The 13,091-nt window shown below is 63.8% G+C and carries 14 protein-coding genes; 11 read left to right on the plus strand and 3 right to left on the minus strand.

Features of this window, described 5'->3' with window-relative positions; all coding sequences use genetic code 11:
* Positions 1–51 precede the first annotated feature (51 nt).
* Both K9B37_RS14465 and K9B37_RS14470 read right to left on the minus strand, forming a co-directional pair.
* The gene (locus tag K9B37_RS14465) at positions 52–693 is read right to left on the minus strand and encodes a hypothetical protein (RefSeq protein WP_224313937.1); all 642 of its coding nucleotides are present in this window, start codon (positions 691–693) and stop codon (positions 52–54) included.
* Between the two features lie 325 nt (positions 694–1,018).
* The gene (locus K9B37_RS14470; RefSeq protein ID WP_224313939.1) at positions 1,019–2,251 is read right to left on the minus strand and encodes an argininosuccinate synthase; all 1,233 of its coding nucleotides are present in this window, start codon (positions 2,249–2,251) and stop codon (positions 1,019–1,021) included.
* A gap of 147 nt (positions 2,252–2,398) precedes the next feature.
* On the opposite strand from K9B37_RS14470, the gene K9B37_RS14475 reads away from it, so the two are divergent.
* Entirely contained in the window at positions 2,399–3,028 is a 630-nt protein-coding gene (locus K9B37_RS14475; RefSeq protein WP_224314143.1) for a 2-hydroxychromene-2-carboxylate isomerase, read from the plus strand.
* A 150-nt stretch (positions 3,029–3,178) separates the two neighbouring features.
* Positions 3,179–4,471, plus strand: a complete 1,293-nt coding sequence (locus tag K9B37_RS14480) for an MFS transporter (protein ID WP_439651735.1) — start codon at positions 3,179–3,181, stop codon at positions 4,469–4,471.
* Here K9B37_RS14480 and K9B37_RS14485 read toward each other — a convergent pair.
* Entirely contained in the window at positions 4,459–5,370 is a 912-nt protein-coding gene (locus K9B37_RS14485; protein WP_224313943.1) for a LysR family transcriptional regulator, read from the minus strand. The genes K9B37_RS14480 and K9B37_RS14485 overlap by 13 nt on opposite strands.
* A 103-nt stretch (positions 5,371–5,473) precedes the next feature.
* Here K9B37_RS14485 and K9B37_RS14490 point away from each other — a divergent pair, with 103 nt between their 5' ends.
* From K9B37_RS14490 to K9B37_RS14530, 9 genes are all read left to right on the plus strand, one after another.
* The gene (locus tag K9B37_RS14490; RefSeq protein WP_224313944.1) at positions 5,474–6,469 is read left to right on the plus strand and encodes an aldo/keto reductase; all 996 of its coding nucleotides are present in this window, start codon (positions 5,474–5,476) and stop codon (positions 6,467–6,469) included.
* A gap of 318 nt (positions 6,470–6,787) precedes the next feature.
* A complete protein-coding gene (gene rpsA / locus K9B37_RS14495) occupies positions 6,788–8,491 on the plus strand; it encodes a 30S ribosomal protein S1 (RefSeq protein WP_224313946.1) in 1,704 nt (567 codons plus the stop codon).
* A 155-nt stretch (positions 8,492–8,646) separates the two neighbouring features.
* Positions 8,647–9,090: a DUF4431 domain-containing protein gene (locus K9B37_RS14500; protein ID WP_224313948.1), complete on the plus strand. Its 444-nt coding sequence runs from the start codon at positions 8,647–8,649 to the stop codon at positions 9,088–9,090.
* 110 nt (positions 9,091–9,200) lie between these two features.
* The gene (locus K9B37_RS14505) at positions 9,201–9,587 is read left to right on the plus strand and encodes a YkvA family protein (RefSeq protein ID WP_224313949.1); all 387 of its coding nucleotides are present in this window, start codon (positions 9,201–9,203) and stop codon (positions 9,585–9,587) included.
* A gap of 125 nt (positions 9,588–9,712) precedes the next feature.
* Positions 9,713–10,675 carry a signal peptide peptidase SppA gene (gene sppA, locus K9B37_RS14510; protein ID WP_224313951.1) on the plus strand — a complete coding sequence of 321 codons (963 nt, stop codon included), beginning with the start codon at positions 9,713–9,715 and terminating at the stop codon, positions 10,673–10,675.
* Positions 10,676–10,700: 25 nt separating this feature from the next.
* The gene (ihfB, locus tag K9B37_RS14515; RefSeq protein WP_224313953.1) at positions 10,701–11,012 is read left to right on the plus strand and encodes an integration host factor subunit beta; all 312 of its coding nucleotides are present in this window, start codon (positions 10,701–10,703) and stop codon (positions 11,010–11,012) included.
* A 19-nt stretch (positions 11,013–11,031) separates the two neighbouring features.
* On the plus strand, positions 11,032–11,382 hold the full coding sequence (locus K9B37_RS14520; RefSeq protein ID WP_224313956.1) for a lipopolysaccharide assembly protein LapA domain-containing protein: 351 nt from the start codon (positions 11,032–11,034) through the stop codon (positions 11,380–11,382).
* Between the two features lie 6 nt (positions 11,383–11,388).
* Positions 11,389–12,336: a bifunctional Delta(1)-pyrroline-2-carboxylate/Delta(1)-piperideine-2-carboxylate reductase gene (lhpI, locus tag K9B37_RS14525; RefSeq protein WP_224313957.1), complete on the plus strand. Its 948-nt coding sequence runs from the start codon at positions 11,389–11,391 to the stop codon at positions 12,334–12,336.
* 10 nt (positions 12,337–12,346) lie between these two features.
* Positions 12,347–13,009: a phosphoribosylanthranilate isomerase gene (locus tag K9B37_RS14530; RefSeq protein WP_224313959.1), complete on the plus strand. Its 663-nt coding sequence runs from the start codon at positions 12,347–12,349 to the stop codon at positions 13,007–13,009.
* The last annotated feature ends 82 nt before the right edge of the window (positions 13,010–13,091 follow it).

Below are 13,091 nucleotides of genomic sequence, written 5' to 3' on the forward strand. Positions count from 1 at the left end.
GCTGCCGCTGGTATTCTCGATTGTCTTGCGCGGAAGCGTCTCTCCGGCGCCTCAATACCCAGGGCTGGTCACGATCACGCGTCCATAACCTGGGCGATAGACGGTCCGGCAACCGCCCCAGATCTCATTGTAGGCAGCGTAGGGATCGGTTCTGCACACGACGGTCGATCCGTAATAGGGTGCGGCAACGGGCGCTGCGTAATAGCCGGGGGCTGCGTAATAGCCGCTGTCATACGGATACGAGTAGCTGTCGTCGTACGGATAGTCATAGGAACCGTATCCATAATACGGATAGCTGAGAGCTCCGAGGGCCAGGCCGGTCGCCAGCGCTGCGCCGTAATACGGATAGCCGCGGCGATAATAGCCGTAAGCTGGATAGCGCCAGTAGGGATAACGCCAGCCGCCATAGGTGCCGAAGCCAGGGCGGACGATGGCGGAGTTGACGCCCGCCAATCCGGGGCGAACACCGATTGCACCCGTACTGAATCCCGGACGTGCAGCGATCGCTGCGCCCCCGAAACCGCCACCAAATCCGCCAGCGTGGAAGCCGCCTCCGCCGAAGCCGCCGGCCCGGAAACCACCTCCACCGAAACCGCCGCCTCGGAAGCCACCGCCCCGCTGGGCGAAAGCATCATCCGGCAGGATAAGAGCGCTAGCCAGGAGAGCACTCATTGCAACGAGAAGCCTGCGCATCGTCAGTCTCCCTTTGCCGAAACCAAAGGCACAGCATGATACTGCCGAAAGACCGTAGGCGAAATGCGAGAATGGTTCGGTCGCGGATTCGTTAGCGCGCTGCGTTACATGTCCGTTTTTCCAGACGACGCGCTGCTTCGATGTGGTGTGTCGACAACCTCAGTGCCGCAGCCGGCTTTACCATCTAGGCGCTTGGTTGCCCCACAGCTTCGCCAGGGTGGATCACCTCGTCCGACAAAAAAGGCCCCGAACGGGTCGGGGCCTTTTGGGGCGATTGTCGAAACGCGTCATGCCCGGCACGAGACTGGTATGACGAGGCTCGGTCTTACAGGCCCAGCTTCTTCTTGCGTTGGGCCAGCGTGCGCAGACGCAGTGCGTTGAGCTTGATGAAGCCGGCTGCGTCGCGGTGGTCGTAGGCGACCGCGCCTTCCTCGAAGGTCACGAGTTCCTGGTCGTAGAGCGAATAGGGGCTCTCGCGGCCGATCACATAGACGCCGCCCTTGTAGAGCTTGAGCTTGACTTCGCCGGTGACGAATTCCTGGCTCTTGTCGATCATTACCTGAAGCATCTCGCGCTCCGGCGAGAACCAGAAGCCGTTATAGATCAGCTCGGCATATTTCGGCATCAGCTCGTCCTTGAGATGAGCTGCGCCGCGGTCGAGGGTGATCGACTCGATGCCGCGATGGGCGAGCACCAGGATGGTGCCGCCGGGGGTCTCGTACATGCCGCGGCTCTTCATGCCGACGAAGCGGTTCTCGACGAGATCGAGACGGCCGATGCCGTTGAGGCGGCCGAGCTCGTTGAGTTTCGCCAGAAGGTCTGCAGGACCCATCTTCTTGCCGTCGATGGCGACCGGATCGCCCTTCTCGAAGGTGATGGAGATCACGGTCGGCTTGTCGGGTGCCGTTTCCGGATCGTTGGTGCGGGAATAGACGTAGTCCGGAACCTCGAGGCTCGGATCCTCCAGCACCTTGCCCTCCGAGGAGGCGTGCAGGAGGTTGGCGTCGACGGAGAACGGGGCCTCGCCGCGCTTGTCCTTGGCGATCGGGATCTGGTGGGCTTCGGCGAAGGCGATGAGCTGCTCGCGGGAGCGCAGGTCCCACTCGCGCCAGGGCGCGATCACCGTCACGTCGGGCTTGAGGGCATAATAGGAGAGCTCGAAGCGCACCTGATCGTTGCCCTTGCCGGTCGCACCATGGGCGACCGCGTCGGCGCCGACCCTCTCGGCGATCTCGATCTGCTTCTTGGCGATGAGCGGCCGGGCGATGGAAGTACCCAGCAGATACAGGCCCTCGTACTGGGCGTTCGCCCGGAACATCGGGAATACGTACTCGCGCACGAATTCGTCGCGAAGATCCTCGATGAAGATATTCTCCGGCTTGATGCCGAGGAGTTCGGCTTTCTTGCGGGCCGGCTCCAGCTCCTCGCCCTGGCCGAGATCGGCCGTGAAGGTCACGACCTCGCAGCCATAGGTGGTTTGCAGCCATTTGAGGATGATGGAGGTGTCGAGGCCGCCGGAATAGGCGAGCACGACCTTGTTCACGCGCTTGTCAGCCATGGGGGAACGTTCCGAGATCGAGAAAAACCTCCGCGACTTAGAACGGAAGCTTGGGCGGCGCAACCGGACATTTCGTTATGCGTCCAGAGCATCCCCGACCGGAAGCCGGGCTGCTGTCCCAGCCGTTCGCGATGGAATAGGGAAGGGATCATGCCCAGGCCGTCCCTCGAATTTTGGTACGAATTTTCATCGACCTATTCCTATCTCTCCGCCATGCGCATCGCGGATGCCGCGGAGAATGCGGGTGTGACCGTCGTCTGGCGTCCTTTCCTCCTCGGGCCGATCTTTGGGGCGCAGGGCTGGAACACCTCGCCGTTCAATCTCTATCCTCTCAAGGGCCGCTACATGTGGCGCGACATGGAGCGGGAGGCGGCGCGTCTGCGTCTTCCCTTCTGTCGTCCCACACCCTTCCCGCAGAACAGCCTGCTCGCCGCCCGCGTTGCGCTTCTGGGCATCGACAAAGGTTGGACGCCCGATTTCACCCGTGCGGTCTTCGCGGCCGAGTTCGGTAAGGGACGCAATATCGGCGATCCGGTCGTCCTGGCGGAGATCCTGACGGCGATCGGCATCGCGCCGGAAACGGCCCTTGCGGAGGCCGAGACCGAGGCCAACAAGGCGCGCCTGCGCCGGGCGGAAGAGGAGGCCCAGTCGCGCGGCTTCTTCGGAGCGCCGACCTTCCTGGCAGAGGACGGGGAGATGTTCTGGGGCAACGACCGGCTCGAACAGGCGCTCGCCTGGGCCGTCGAGCGCGCCAACCGGTCCAAATGGCCGGCCTGACGGATATTGCGTCCGCCAAGTAGCCCTCTGCGGCCTGCTGTTCCGAAACTCTCCGCCGCGAGAGCGTTGACAGGCAGGCGCCCCCGGCAGCCCCGCCCGGTGCCCATCGCCGTCGGCTGATCCAATAACGAAGAACAATAGGAAAACATGATGTTGATGAAGAACGATATTGCCGACCGGAAACATCGCCTGAAATCGATCCTGGGTGGCTCGGCGGGCAATATGGTCGAATGGTACGACTGGTACGTCTATTCGGCTTTCACCCTTTATTTCGCTCCGGTCTTCTTTCCGAAAGGCGATCAGACGGCCCAACTTCTCGATGCCGCGGCGATCTTCGCGGTCGGCTTTCTGATGCGGCCTATCGGCGCCTGGATCATGGGCATCTATGCGGACCGTAAGGGCCGCAAGGCCGGCCTGACGCTCTCCGTTACCCTCATGTGTCTCGGCTCTCTGACTATCGCCGTCACGCCCGGCTACGAGAGCATCGGGGCCTTCGCGCCGATCATTCTGGTGCTCGCGCGCCTCGTTCAGGGCATCAGCGTCGGCGGTGAATACGGTGCCAGCGCCACCTATTTGAGCGAGATGGCCGGCAAGGAAAGGCGTGGCTTCTTCTCCAGCTTCCAGTACGTGACCCTGATCTCCGGACAGCTTCTGGCCCTTGCCGTGCTGCTGGTGCTGCAGGCGACCCTATCGACCCACGATCTTGAGGTCTGGGGCTGGCGCATTCCCTTCGCCATCGGCGGCGTGCTGGCCATCCTGGTGTTCTATCTCCGGCGCGGACTGGCGGAAACGCAATCCTACAAGAACGCCAAGGAGGGGCAGCAGAGGTCGAGTGGGCTGGCGCTGTTCCGGCAATATCCGCGCGAGGCCTTCACGGTGCTGGCGCTGACCGCGGGCGGCACGCTCGCCTTCTATGCCTACACCACGTATCTGCAGAAGTTCCTCGTCAACACCTCAGGCTTCAACCGCGAGACGGCGAGCCAGATCACGGCGGCCGCCCTCCTGGTGTTCATGCTGCTGCAGCCGGTGGCCGGAGCTCTGTCGGACAAGGTCGGCCGCAAGCCCCTGATGGTCGGCTTCGGAATCCTCGGCGTGATCTGCACCTATCCGATCTTCACGGCTCTCAGCCGAACGAACGATCCCTATATGGCTTTCGCACTTGCGCTCGCGGCCCTGGTGATCGTGACGGGCTACACCTCGATCAACGCAGTGGTGAAGGCGGAAATGTTCCCCGCTCATATCCGGGCGCTGGGCGTGGCGCTGCCCTATGCGCTCGCCAACACGATCTTCGGCGGCACGGCGGAATACGTGGCGCTCTGGTTCAAGCAGAAGGGCATGGAAAGCGGCTTCTTCTGGTATGTGACGGTGCTGATCGGCCTCTCGCTCATCGTGTATCTGCGCATGCGGGACACCCGCAAGCACAGCCTCATTCACGAGGATTGAGCCGATAGCCTGGGGTTCTTGACGAAGTCTACGAAGGCCCGCAGCGGCGCCGGCATGTGCCGGCGGCTGGCATAATAGAGGAAGGGGCCCGAGAACCGTTCCGACCAGTCTTCGAGGACCGGCTCCAGCGCGCCGCGGGCGATTGCCGGAGCAAGGAACTCCTCGAAGCTGTGGATCAGGCCGAGCCCCTGGATGGCGGCGCTCAGCTCCAGGTCGAAGTTCGTCGCCACAAGCGGACCGGTGGGGCTGATCCGAATGGTCTCGCCGCTGCGCTCGTAGTCCCAGGGCAGGGCGCGTCCGTTGGCGAAGCGGTGACGGATGCAGTTATGGCTGAGGATCTCGTTGGGATGGGCCGGCCGGCCGCGCGCCTCCAGATAGGACGGGGCGGCGGCCGTCACGAACCGCTGCACGCGCGGGCCGATCGGGATTGCGATCATGTCGCGCTCCAACCGCTCGTCATAGCGGATGCCGGCATCGAAGCCGGCGGCCAGCACGTCCACGAAGCTGTCTTCCGCCACCACCTCCAGGGTGATCCCCGGATGCGCGGCGAGGAAGGGGCCGATGATCGGCGGCAGGATCAGGCGCGCGGCCACGGTCGGGACGTTGAGCCGCAACGTGCCTGTCGGGCTGTCACGGAAGATGTTCACCTCGTCGAGGGCGGCGGCCACCTCCTGCAGGGCGGGATTGAGCCGCTCCAGCAGGCGCTCGCCCGCCTCCGTCGGCGTGACGCTGCGGGTCGTGCGGTTGAGAAGCCGCACCTGAAGTCGGGCCTCCAGCCGGCGGACGGCCTCGCTCAAGGACGAGGCGGAGACGCCGCGCAGCCGTGCCGCATTCCGGAAGCTGCGGGCCCGCGCCACTGCCGCGAAGGCGTCGAGATCAGCAAGGTCAAGATCGGTCATTGTTCGAAAATCCGCACAGCCTGTTCAGGTTGTGCCAGATTATCGCACGGCCTGAGCGGATCCATAATCTTTCCGTTCAAGACGCAAACGGAGGCACATGAACATGCAACATCGTCAATTGGGCGCGGCCGGTCCGCGCGTTTCCACCCTCGGCCTCGGATGCATGGGCATGTCCGGCATGTATGGTCCCGCGGATCGTGCCGAGAGCATCGCGACGATCCATGCGGCCCTGGAGGCCGGGATCACGCTCCTCGATACGGGCGACTTTTACGGCATGGGCCACAACGAGATGCTGATCGGCGAGGCCTTGAGGGGCCGTAGCCGCGACCAGGCCCTGATCAGCGTCAAGTTCGGCGCCATGCGCAGCCCGGACGGGGGCTGGATCGGCTACGATGCCCGGCCAGAGGCGGTGAAGACTTTCCTGGCCTACTCGCTCCAGCGCCTCGGCGTCGATTACATCGACATCTATCGTCCGGCGCGCCTCGATCCGCAGGTGCCGATCGAGGAGACGGTCGGAGCGATCGCCGACATGGTGAAGGCCGGCTATGTCCGTTCCATCGGTCTTTCGGAGGTCGGCCCCGAGACGATCCGGCGTGCGGCGGCGATCCACCCGATCTGCGATCTTCAAATCGAGTACTCGCTCCTTTCGCGCGGCATCGAGGAGTCCATCCTGCCGACCTGCCGGGAGCTCGGAATCGGCATCACCGCCTACGGCGTTCTTTCCCGGGGACTCATCAGCGGACACTGGCAGAAGACGGCGCTGCACACCGGGGACTTCCGTTCCCGCTCTCCCCGATTTCAGGACGGCAATGTCGAGAAGAACCTCGCCCTCGTCGAGGCGCTGCGGTCGGTGGCCGAGGCCAAAGGCGCAAGCGTGGCGCAGATCGCCATCGCCTGGGTGCTCGCCAAAGGGGACGACATCGTGCCCCTGATCGGGGCCCGCCGCCGCGACCGCCTGGCGGAGGCCATCGGCGCCCTGGACGTCAGGCTCACCTCGGAGGACATGGCGCTGATCGAGCGCGTCGTTCCGAAAGGCGCTGCCGCCGGTGACCGCTATCCAGCTCCACAGATGGCGCACTTGGACAGCGAGCGGGCCTGAGGCCTGCTGACTTAAGGTCAGTCGACCAGGTCGGAAACCCTTGTGAACAGGCAGGAAAGGCAGTACATAGGGGTTCATCCGACAGGACAGAACCGGTTGCTTAAGACGTCAGGGTGCGTGTACGCGCCCTTGCGGTGTTTCCGTAAAAGCCTGACGGAACAAGCGTTTTCATCCGTCGATGATACGCCGGCCCGCTCTGAGGAGCGGTATGCCTGGGACCTGGCCCTGAAGGGGCGTCCCTGGCAGCGGCGGCTGGAAGCGACCCGTAACACGAGCCGCCGGCGTTGCCCCTTAATCGAGGGCCATTCAGGAGAACATATGTCCGCAGCATACCAACAAGCGCCGAGCCGTGAGGATTTCGCGGCCCTGCTCGAAGAATCCTTCCGTACGTCCGAGATCAACGAAGGCTCGGTCGTGAAGGGCAAGGTGGTCGCGATCGAAAAGGACGTCGCGGTCATCGATATCGGCGCCAAGACCGAGGGCCGCGTGGCCCTGAAGGAATTTGCCGGCCCCAACCGCGATCAGACCGTCAAGGTCGGCGATGAGGTCGAGGTCTATGTCGAGCGCATCGAGAATGCGCTGGGCGAGGCCGTCATCTCCCGTGACAAGGCCCGCCGCGAAGAGTCGTGGGTGAAGCTCGAGAAGGCCTTCGAGGCCGGCGAACGCGTCAACGGCACCATCTTCAACCAGGTCAAGGGCGGCTACACCGTCGATCTCGACGGCGCCGTGGCGTTCCTGCCCCGCTCGCAGGTCGACATCCGCCCGGTTCGCGACGTCACCCCGCTCATGGGCGTGGCTCAGCCGTTCCAGATCCTCAAGATGGATCGCCGCCGCGGCAACATCGTCGTGTCGCGCCGTACGGTTCTCGAAGAGAGCCGCGCCGAGCAGCGTTCCGAGCTCGTGGCGAACCTCGAAGAGGGTCAGGTCATCGACGGCGTGGTCAAGAACATCACCGAGTATGGTGCGTTCGTTGATCTCGGCGGCATCGACGGCCTGCTGCACGTCACCGACATGGCGTGGAGGCGCGTGAATCATCCGTCCGAGGTCGTAAACATCGGCCAGACGGTGAAGGTGAAGATCATCAAGATCAACCACGACACGCACCGCATCTCGCTGGGCATCAAGCAGCTCCTCGCCGATCCGTGGGAGGGCATCGCCGCCCGTTACCCGGTTGGCGCCAAGCTGAAGGGCCGCGTCACGAACATCACCGATTACGGCGCGTTCGTGGAGCTGGAGCCGGGCATCGAAGGCCTGATCCACGTGTCCGAGATGTCCTGGACCAAGAAGAACGTCCACCCCGGCAAGATCATCTCCACCTCGCAGGAAGTCGAGGTCGTGATCCTCGAGGTCGACCAGGTGAAGCGCCGCATCTCGCTCGGTCTGAAGCAGACGCTCCAGAACCCGTGGGAAGCCTTCGCCGAGAAGCATCCTGTCGGCTCGGAAGTCGAGGGCGAGGTGAAGAACAAGACCGAGTTCGGTCTCTTCATCGGGCTCGAGAACGACGTGGACGGCATGGTTCACCTCTCGGACCTCGACTGGAACCGTCCGGGCGAGCAGGTCATCGACGAGTTCAAGAAGGGCGACATGGTGCGTGCCCAGGTTCTCGACGTGGACGTCGAGAAGGAGCGCATCTCGCTTGGCATCAAGCAGCTCGGCGGCGACCCCTTCGCGGAAGCCGGCGAGATCAAGAAGGGCCAGGTCGTCACCTGCGAGGTTCTCGAGGTGAAGGACGGCGGCATCGAAGTGAAGATCGTCGACACCGACCTCTCCACCTTCATCAAGCGCAACGAGCTTGCGCGTGACCGTGCCGACCAGCGCCCCGAGCGCTTCGCGACCGGTGAGAAGGTCGATGCCCGCGTGACCCAGTTCGACCGCAAGGCGCGCCGCGTCACCCTCTCCATCAAGGCCCTCGAGGTCGCGGAGGAGAAGGAAGCCATGGCGCAGTACGGCTCGGCCGATTCCGGCGCGTCGCTCGGCGACATCCTCGGCGCGGCCCTCAAGGCCCGCACCGACAAGAAGTGACGCGCCTTCCGGCGTGTCGTCCCCGGCGAGCGGCCGTAAGGCCGTGAGGGAAGGGGATCTCCAAACCAGGAAACCCGCGCGAGAAATCGCGCGGGTTTTTTCGTTGTTCTTGATACTATGTTATCACGAAACAATTATGTGCTGAGGCTTTGGTGATGCGCGTAGATCGAGCAGGCACAGTTGTGCGAATTGTTTTGGCGAGCTTGCTCACGGGCGTTGCGGGAGCTTCGTCGAAGGCTCTTGCAGGTGAGTGCCTCGCTTACGATAGCCCCGTCACACTCGAAGGCACTCTTACAATCAAAACCTTCCCGGGTCGGCCCAACTATCAGAGCGTCGAGGAGGGAGACGAGCCAGAAACCGTCCTCCTGCTCCAGCTTAAGAAACCGATCTGTCTTATCGCAACGGCGGATGGATTAGGCGATGCAGCCCAAGGTGTCAGAAAAGTCCAACTGGCCCTTCACGGCAACGGGCAGTTCGCCGAGATGAAACGGCTTTTGGGTAAAGCTGTACGACTGTCAGGTTTGCTGTTCGGCGCCATCTCCGGTCATCATCACACACCCGCGCTCATGGAGCGGGTAACACTCGTCCGATCTAATTGAGCTGCATATTTGCGGGTCACGAAGCAGGCGGGCCTATCGCCTATTTCTCGGATCAGCTTTTTAGCAGAACAGGAGTTTCCCTTGGGCGATGAGTCGGGCCAGCGGCATACATGACAGATAAGGATAATTGGCTTCTCCGAGTCCGCCGGTGGGCGAAAGCCATCAAAACCGATGTGATCGCGCTCTATCTCGCGGCGCGCGACCCTCGGGTGCCGCTCCTCGCGAAGCTCGTCGCAGGCCTTGTCGCGGCCTATGCGCTGAGCCCCATCGACCTCATTCCCGATTTCATTCCGGTTCTCGGTTATCTCGACGATCTCGTGATCGTTCCTCTCGGCATTCTCCTTGCTGTCCGGCTGATCCCACAGCCCCTGATGGCGGAGCTGCGCGAGACGGCGCGTGCCCGGTCCAGCCGGCCGGTCAGCCGCGGAGCCGGGATCGCGATCCTGGCCTTTTGGATCGTTGCCGCCGCGCTCCTGCTCCGGATCCTTTGGTCATAGAGGCGGCGGAAACCGCCCGGAGATTCACTGGCAAAGGGCTCTTGCTGCCCTATCTACTTCACCTTAAAGCATTTTCTCCCACAGGGATTGCCCTGAGGCCCTGAAGATCCAGCGAGACGAGACTGATGCCGATCGACGCCGAAGCCATCGCCGACCGCCGCCGTTTGCGGCGCAAGCTCACCTTCTGGCGGGTGATAGGGCTCCTCGCCCTCATCGCCGCCGTGGTGGCGCTGGGCTATTCCACCTCGCGGCGCTTCGGCCTGAACGTGACCGATCAGGTGGCGCGCATTTCGGTCAGCGGCCTCATCACCGGCAACCAGCGGATGGCGGACCTCATGGAGCGGGTCGGCAATGCCCCGAACGTGTCCGGGGTCGTGATCTCCGTGAACAGCCCCGGGGGCACCACCACCGGGTCCGAGGAGCTCTTCCGCAACATCCGCCGTCTGGCGGGGAAGAAGCCGGTCGTGACTTTCGTGGATGGCACGGCCGCCTCCGGTGGCTACATCACCGCCATGGCGACGGACTATATCGTCGCCCGGGAAACCTCGATCGTCGGCTCCATCGGCGTGTTGTTCCAGTATCCCGACGTGTCGGGTCTTCTCGATCGTGTCGGGGTCAAGGTCGAGGAAGTGAAGTCCGCTCCGCTGAAGGCGGAGCCGAGCCCGTTCAAGCCCACGAGTCCCGAAGCGCGGGCAGCCTTGGCGCTGGTCGTGGGCGATACCTACGACTGGTTCAAGCGTCTGGTGCGCGAGCGGCGGCACATGAGTGATGCCGAGCTTGCGACCGTGTCCACGGGACAGGTGTTCAGCGGCCACCAGGGCGTGCCCCTGAAGCTGGTGGATGCCCTGGGGAGCGAGCGGGACGCTGTTGCCTGGCTGGAGCGGGAGAAGGGCGTGAAGAAGAACCTTCCGATTCGCGACTGGAGGCCGCGCAGCGACCGTGACCTGTCGTTCCTCGTCTGGGCCGCCGGTGGCGCCGACCTGATGGGGTTCGAGAGCCTCGCCGCTATGCTGCGCCGCACCGCTTCCGGCGTCGAGGCTGCTCAGCTTGACGGTCTCCTGGCTGTCTGGCACCCTTCCGAAAAGTAAAGACGCATCAAAGATATAACGCCCAATGATAAAATCCGAACTGGTGCTCAAGATTGCGGAGCAGAATCCGCACTTGTATCAGCGCGACGTCGAGAACATCGTCAACGCGATTCTCGACACCATTGCCGACGCCCTGGCGCGGGGAGACCGGGTGGAGCTGCGCGGCTTCGGAGCTTTCTCGGTCAAGAAGCGCGATGCGCGCACCGGGCGCAATCCGCGAACCGGCGAGTCGGTCGAGATCACCGAGAAGGTCGTGCCGGTCTTCAAGACCGGCAAGGAAATGCGCCAGCGCCTCAATACGGCCCCGAGGCCTCTGAAGGCCGTCGCGGCGCGATGATGAGAAGGGAGGTGGCCCGGTGATTCGCTTTCTCAAGGCGCTCATCCTTCTGCCCGTCGCTGTCCTGATCGTTCTGCTCGCCGTGGCAAACCGGGAGCCCGTGACCCTGTCGCTCGATCCGTTTTCCCGCGACGTTCCGGAATTCGCCGCACAGCTGCCTCTGTTCGCCGTCATCTTCGCTGCCGTCATGGTCGGCGTGGTGATCGGCGGCGCGGCTACATGGCTTGCGCAAGGGAAGCACCGTCGCGCGCGCCGTCAGTTCCGTCGCGAGGTGACTCAACTGCGCAGCGAGACGGAGCGCCTGCGCACGCAGGGCCGGAACACGTCCTCCGTGCCGGCGCTTCCGACCTCCCGCACCCCGACTTTCTGAGCTTCCATGCGTGTCATTACCGCTGCCGAGATCGATCAGGCTCTCGGATTCCCTGACCTGATTGAAGCCCTCGGCGACGCCTTCAGGGGGGACTTGGTCACCCCGGTCCGGCATCACCATGAGATCGAGCGTCCCGGCACCCCCGCGACGCTCCTTCTCATGCCTGCCTGGACCGGTCCTACGGCGGCCAATGGGTTCGTCGGCGTGAAGATCGTTTCCGTCTTCCCGGAAAACGGCGCCAAAAACCTTCCCAGCGTCATGGGCACTTACCTGCTCATCGACGGTGCGACCGGAACGCCTCTGGCCGCCCTCGACGGCACGCGATTGACCGTCTGGCGCACTGCTGCCGCATCGGCCTTGGCGGCCCGGTACCTGGCCCGCGAGGATACCGAGCGCATGGTCATGGTTGGCGCTGGAGCGCTCGCGCCATTCCTCATCCGCGCCCATATGAGCCAGCGTCCGATCCGGGAGGTGGCGCTCTGGAATCACCGCCCCGAGAAAGCCGAAAGCCTCGCGGCCACGCTTCGCGCCGAGGGTCTGCCCGTGACTGCGGCGTCGGATCTCGAAAAGGCCGTCCGCGGCGCCGATCTCGTTTCCTGCGCCACCCTGTCCTCAGCACCGATCGTCAAGGGCGCATGGCTCAAGGAGGGCACGCATCTCGATCTCGTCGGCGCCTTTAACCTCTCGATGCGCGAGGCGGATGACGAGGCCTTGCGTCGGGCCCAGGTCTATATCGATACTCCGGCCGCCAAGCACGAAGGCGGCGACGTCGCAATCGCCATCAAGAGCGGCGCGATTCCGGAAAGTCACGTGCAGGGCGATCTCGCAAGCCTCTGCCGTGACCCGCTGAAGCGGGCGAATGTAGCAATCACGGCCTTCAAATCGGTCGGGGCGGCGCTGGAAGATCTGGCTGCGGCGATGCTGGTGTGGCAGAAGATCGGCCAAAAGGCATAGGATCCCGCCCATGGACGGCCTCATCAAGATCTGCGGGATCTCCACGCCCGAGACCCTCGACGTCGCGTTGAGCGCGGGCGCCGATTTCATCGGCTTCGCGCGCTTCCCCAAAAGCCCGCGTCATGTCGGCCTCGATCAGGCTCGGGCTCTGTCCCGTCAGGCGGCAGGCCGGGCACAACGGGTCGTGCTTCTCGTCGATGCGGATGATGCCGCCATCGCGGAGGCGGTCGAGGCCATCGACCCCGAATTCCTGCAGCTCCACGGCCATGAGACGGAAGACCGTATCAGGGAAATCCGCGACCGCTTCGGGCGACAGATCATCAAGGCCCTAGGTATCGCCGAGGAGGCGGATCTCGCGGGGATCGCGTCCTATGGCGCCCTGTCTGATCTTCTTCTCCTCGACGCCAAGCCGCCGCGCACGTCAGGGGCGCTCCCCGGCGGCAACGGTCTGCCATTCGACTGGCGACTCCTGACCAAGCTTGACCCTGACACCGCCTTCATGCTGTCAGGAGGGCTCACTTCCGACAACGTGGCGGAGGCCATCCGCCTCACCGGCGCGAAGGCGGTCGACGTGTCGTCGGGAGTGGAGAGCGCGCCCGGGATCAAGGATCCAGCCCGGATCGAGGCTTTCATCAAAGCTGCCCGTGCGGCATATGCCGCGAAGGGGCAATAAAAACGCGCATTCCGCTCGGAAATCCGCTATTCCCGCGTTTTCGACGAATGCTCAACAGTGCAAGGCAGGACAGGCGTGACAG

This window comes from Microvirga puerhi, from assembly GCF_020089865.1.
Lineage (GTDB): Bacteria > Pseudomonadota > Alphaproteobacteria > Rhizobiales > Beijerinckiaceae > Microvirga > Microvirga puerhi.

Excerpts from the sequence above, each read along its gene's own strand:
- K9B37_RS14465 (WP_224313937.1), bottom strand. The coding sequence starts at position 693 with ATGCGCAGGCTTCTCGTTGCAATGAGTGCTCTCCTGGCTAGCGCTCTT.
- K9B37_RS14470 (WP_224313939.1), bottom strand. The coding sequence starts at position 2,251 with ATGGCTGACAAGCGCGTGAACAAGGTCGTGCTCGCCTATTCCGGCGGC.
- K9B37_RS14480 (WP_439651735.1), top strand. The coding sequence starts at position 3,179 with ATGTTGATGAAGAACGATATTGCCGACCGGAAACATCGCCTGAAATCG.
- K9B37_RS14485 (WP_224313943.1), bottom strand. The coding sequence starts at position 5,370 with ATGACCGATCTTGACCTTGCTGATCTCGACGCCTTCGCGGCAGTGGCG.
- K9B37_RS14490 (WP_224313944.1), top strand. The coding sequence starts at position 5,474 with ATGCAACATCGTCAATTGGGCGCGGCCGGTCCGCGCGTTTCCACCCTC.
- rpsA (WP_224313946.1), top strand. The coding sequence starts at position 6,788 with ATGTCCGCAGCATACCAACAAGCGCCGAGCCGTGAGGATTTCGCGGCC.
- K9B37_RS14500 (WP_224313948.1), top strand. The coding sequence starts at position 8,647 with ATGCGCGTAGATCGAGCAGGCACAGTTGTGCGAATTGTTTTGGCGAGC.
- K9B37_RS14505 (WP_224313949.1), top strand. The coding sequence starts at position 9,201 with ATGACAGATAAGGATAATTGGCTTCTCCGAGTCCGCCGGTGGGCGAAA.
- sppA (WP_224313951.1), top strand. The coding sequence starts at position 9,713 with ATGCCGATCGACGCCGAAGCCATCGCCGACCGCCGCCGTTTGCGGCGC.
- ihfB (WP_224313953.1), top strand. The coding sequence starts at position 10,701 with ATGATAAAATCCGAACTGGTGCTCAAGATTGCGGAGCAGAATCCGCAC.
- lhpI (WP_224313957.1), top strand. The coding sequence starts at position 11,389 with ATGCGTGTCATTACCGCTGCCGAGATCGATCAGGCTCTCGGATTCCCT.
- K9B37_RS14530 (WP_224313959.1), top strand. The coding sequence starts at position 12,347 with ATGGACGGCCTCATCAAGATCTGCGGGATCTCCACGCCCGAGACCCTC.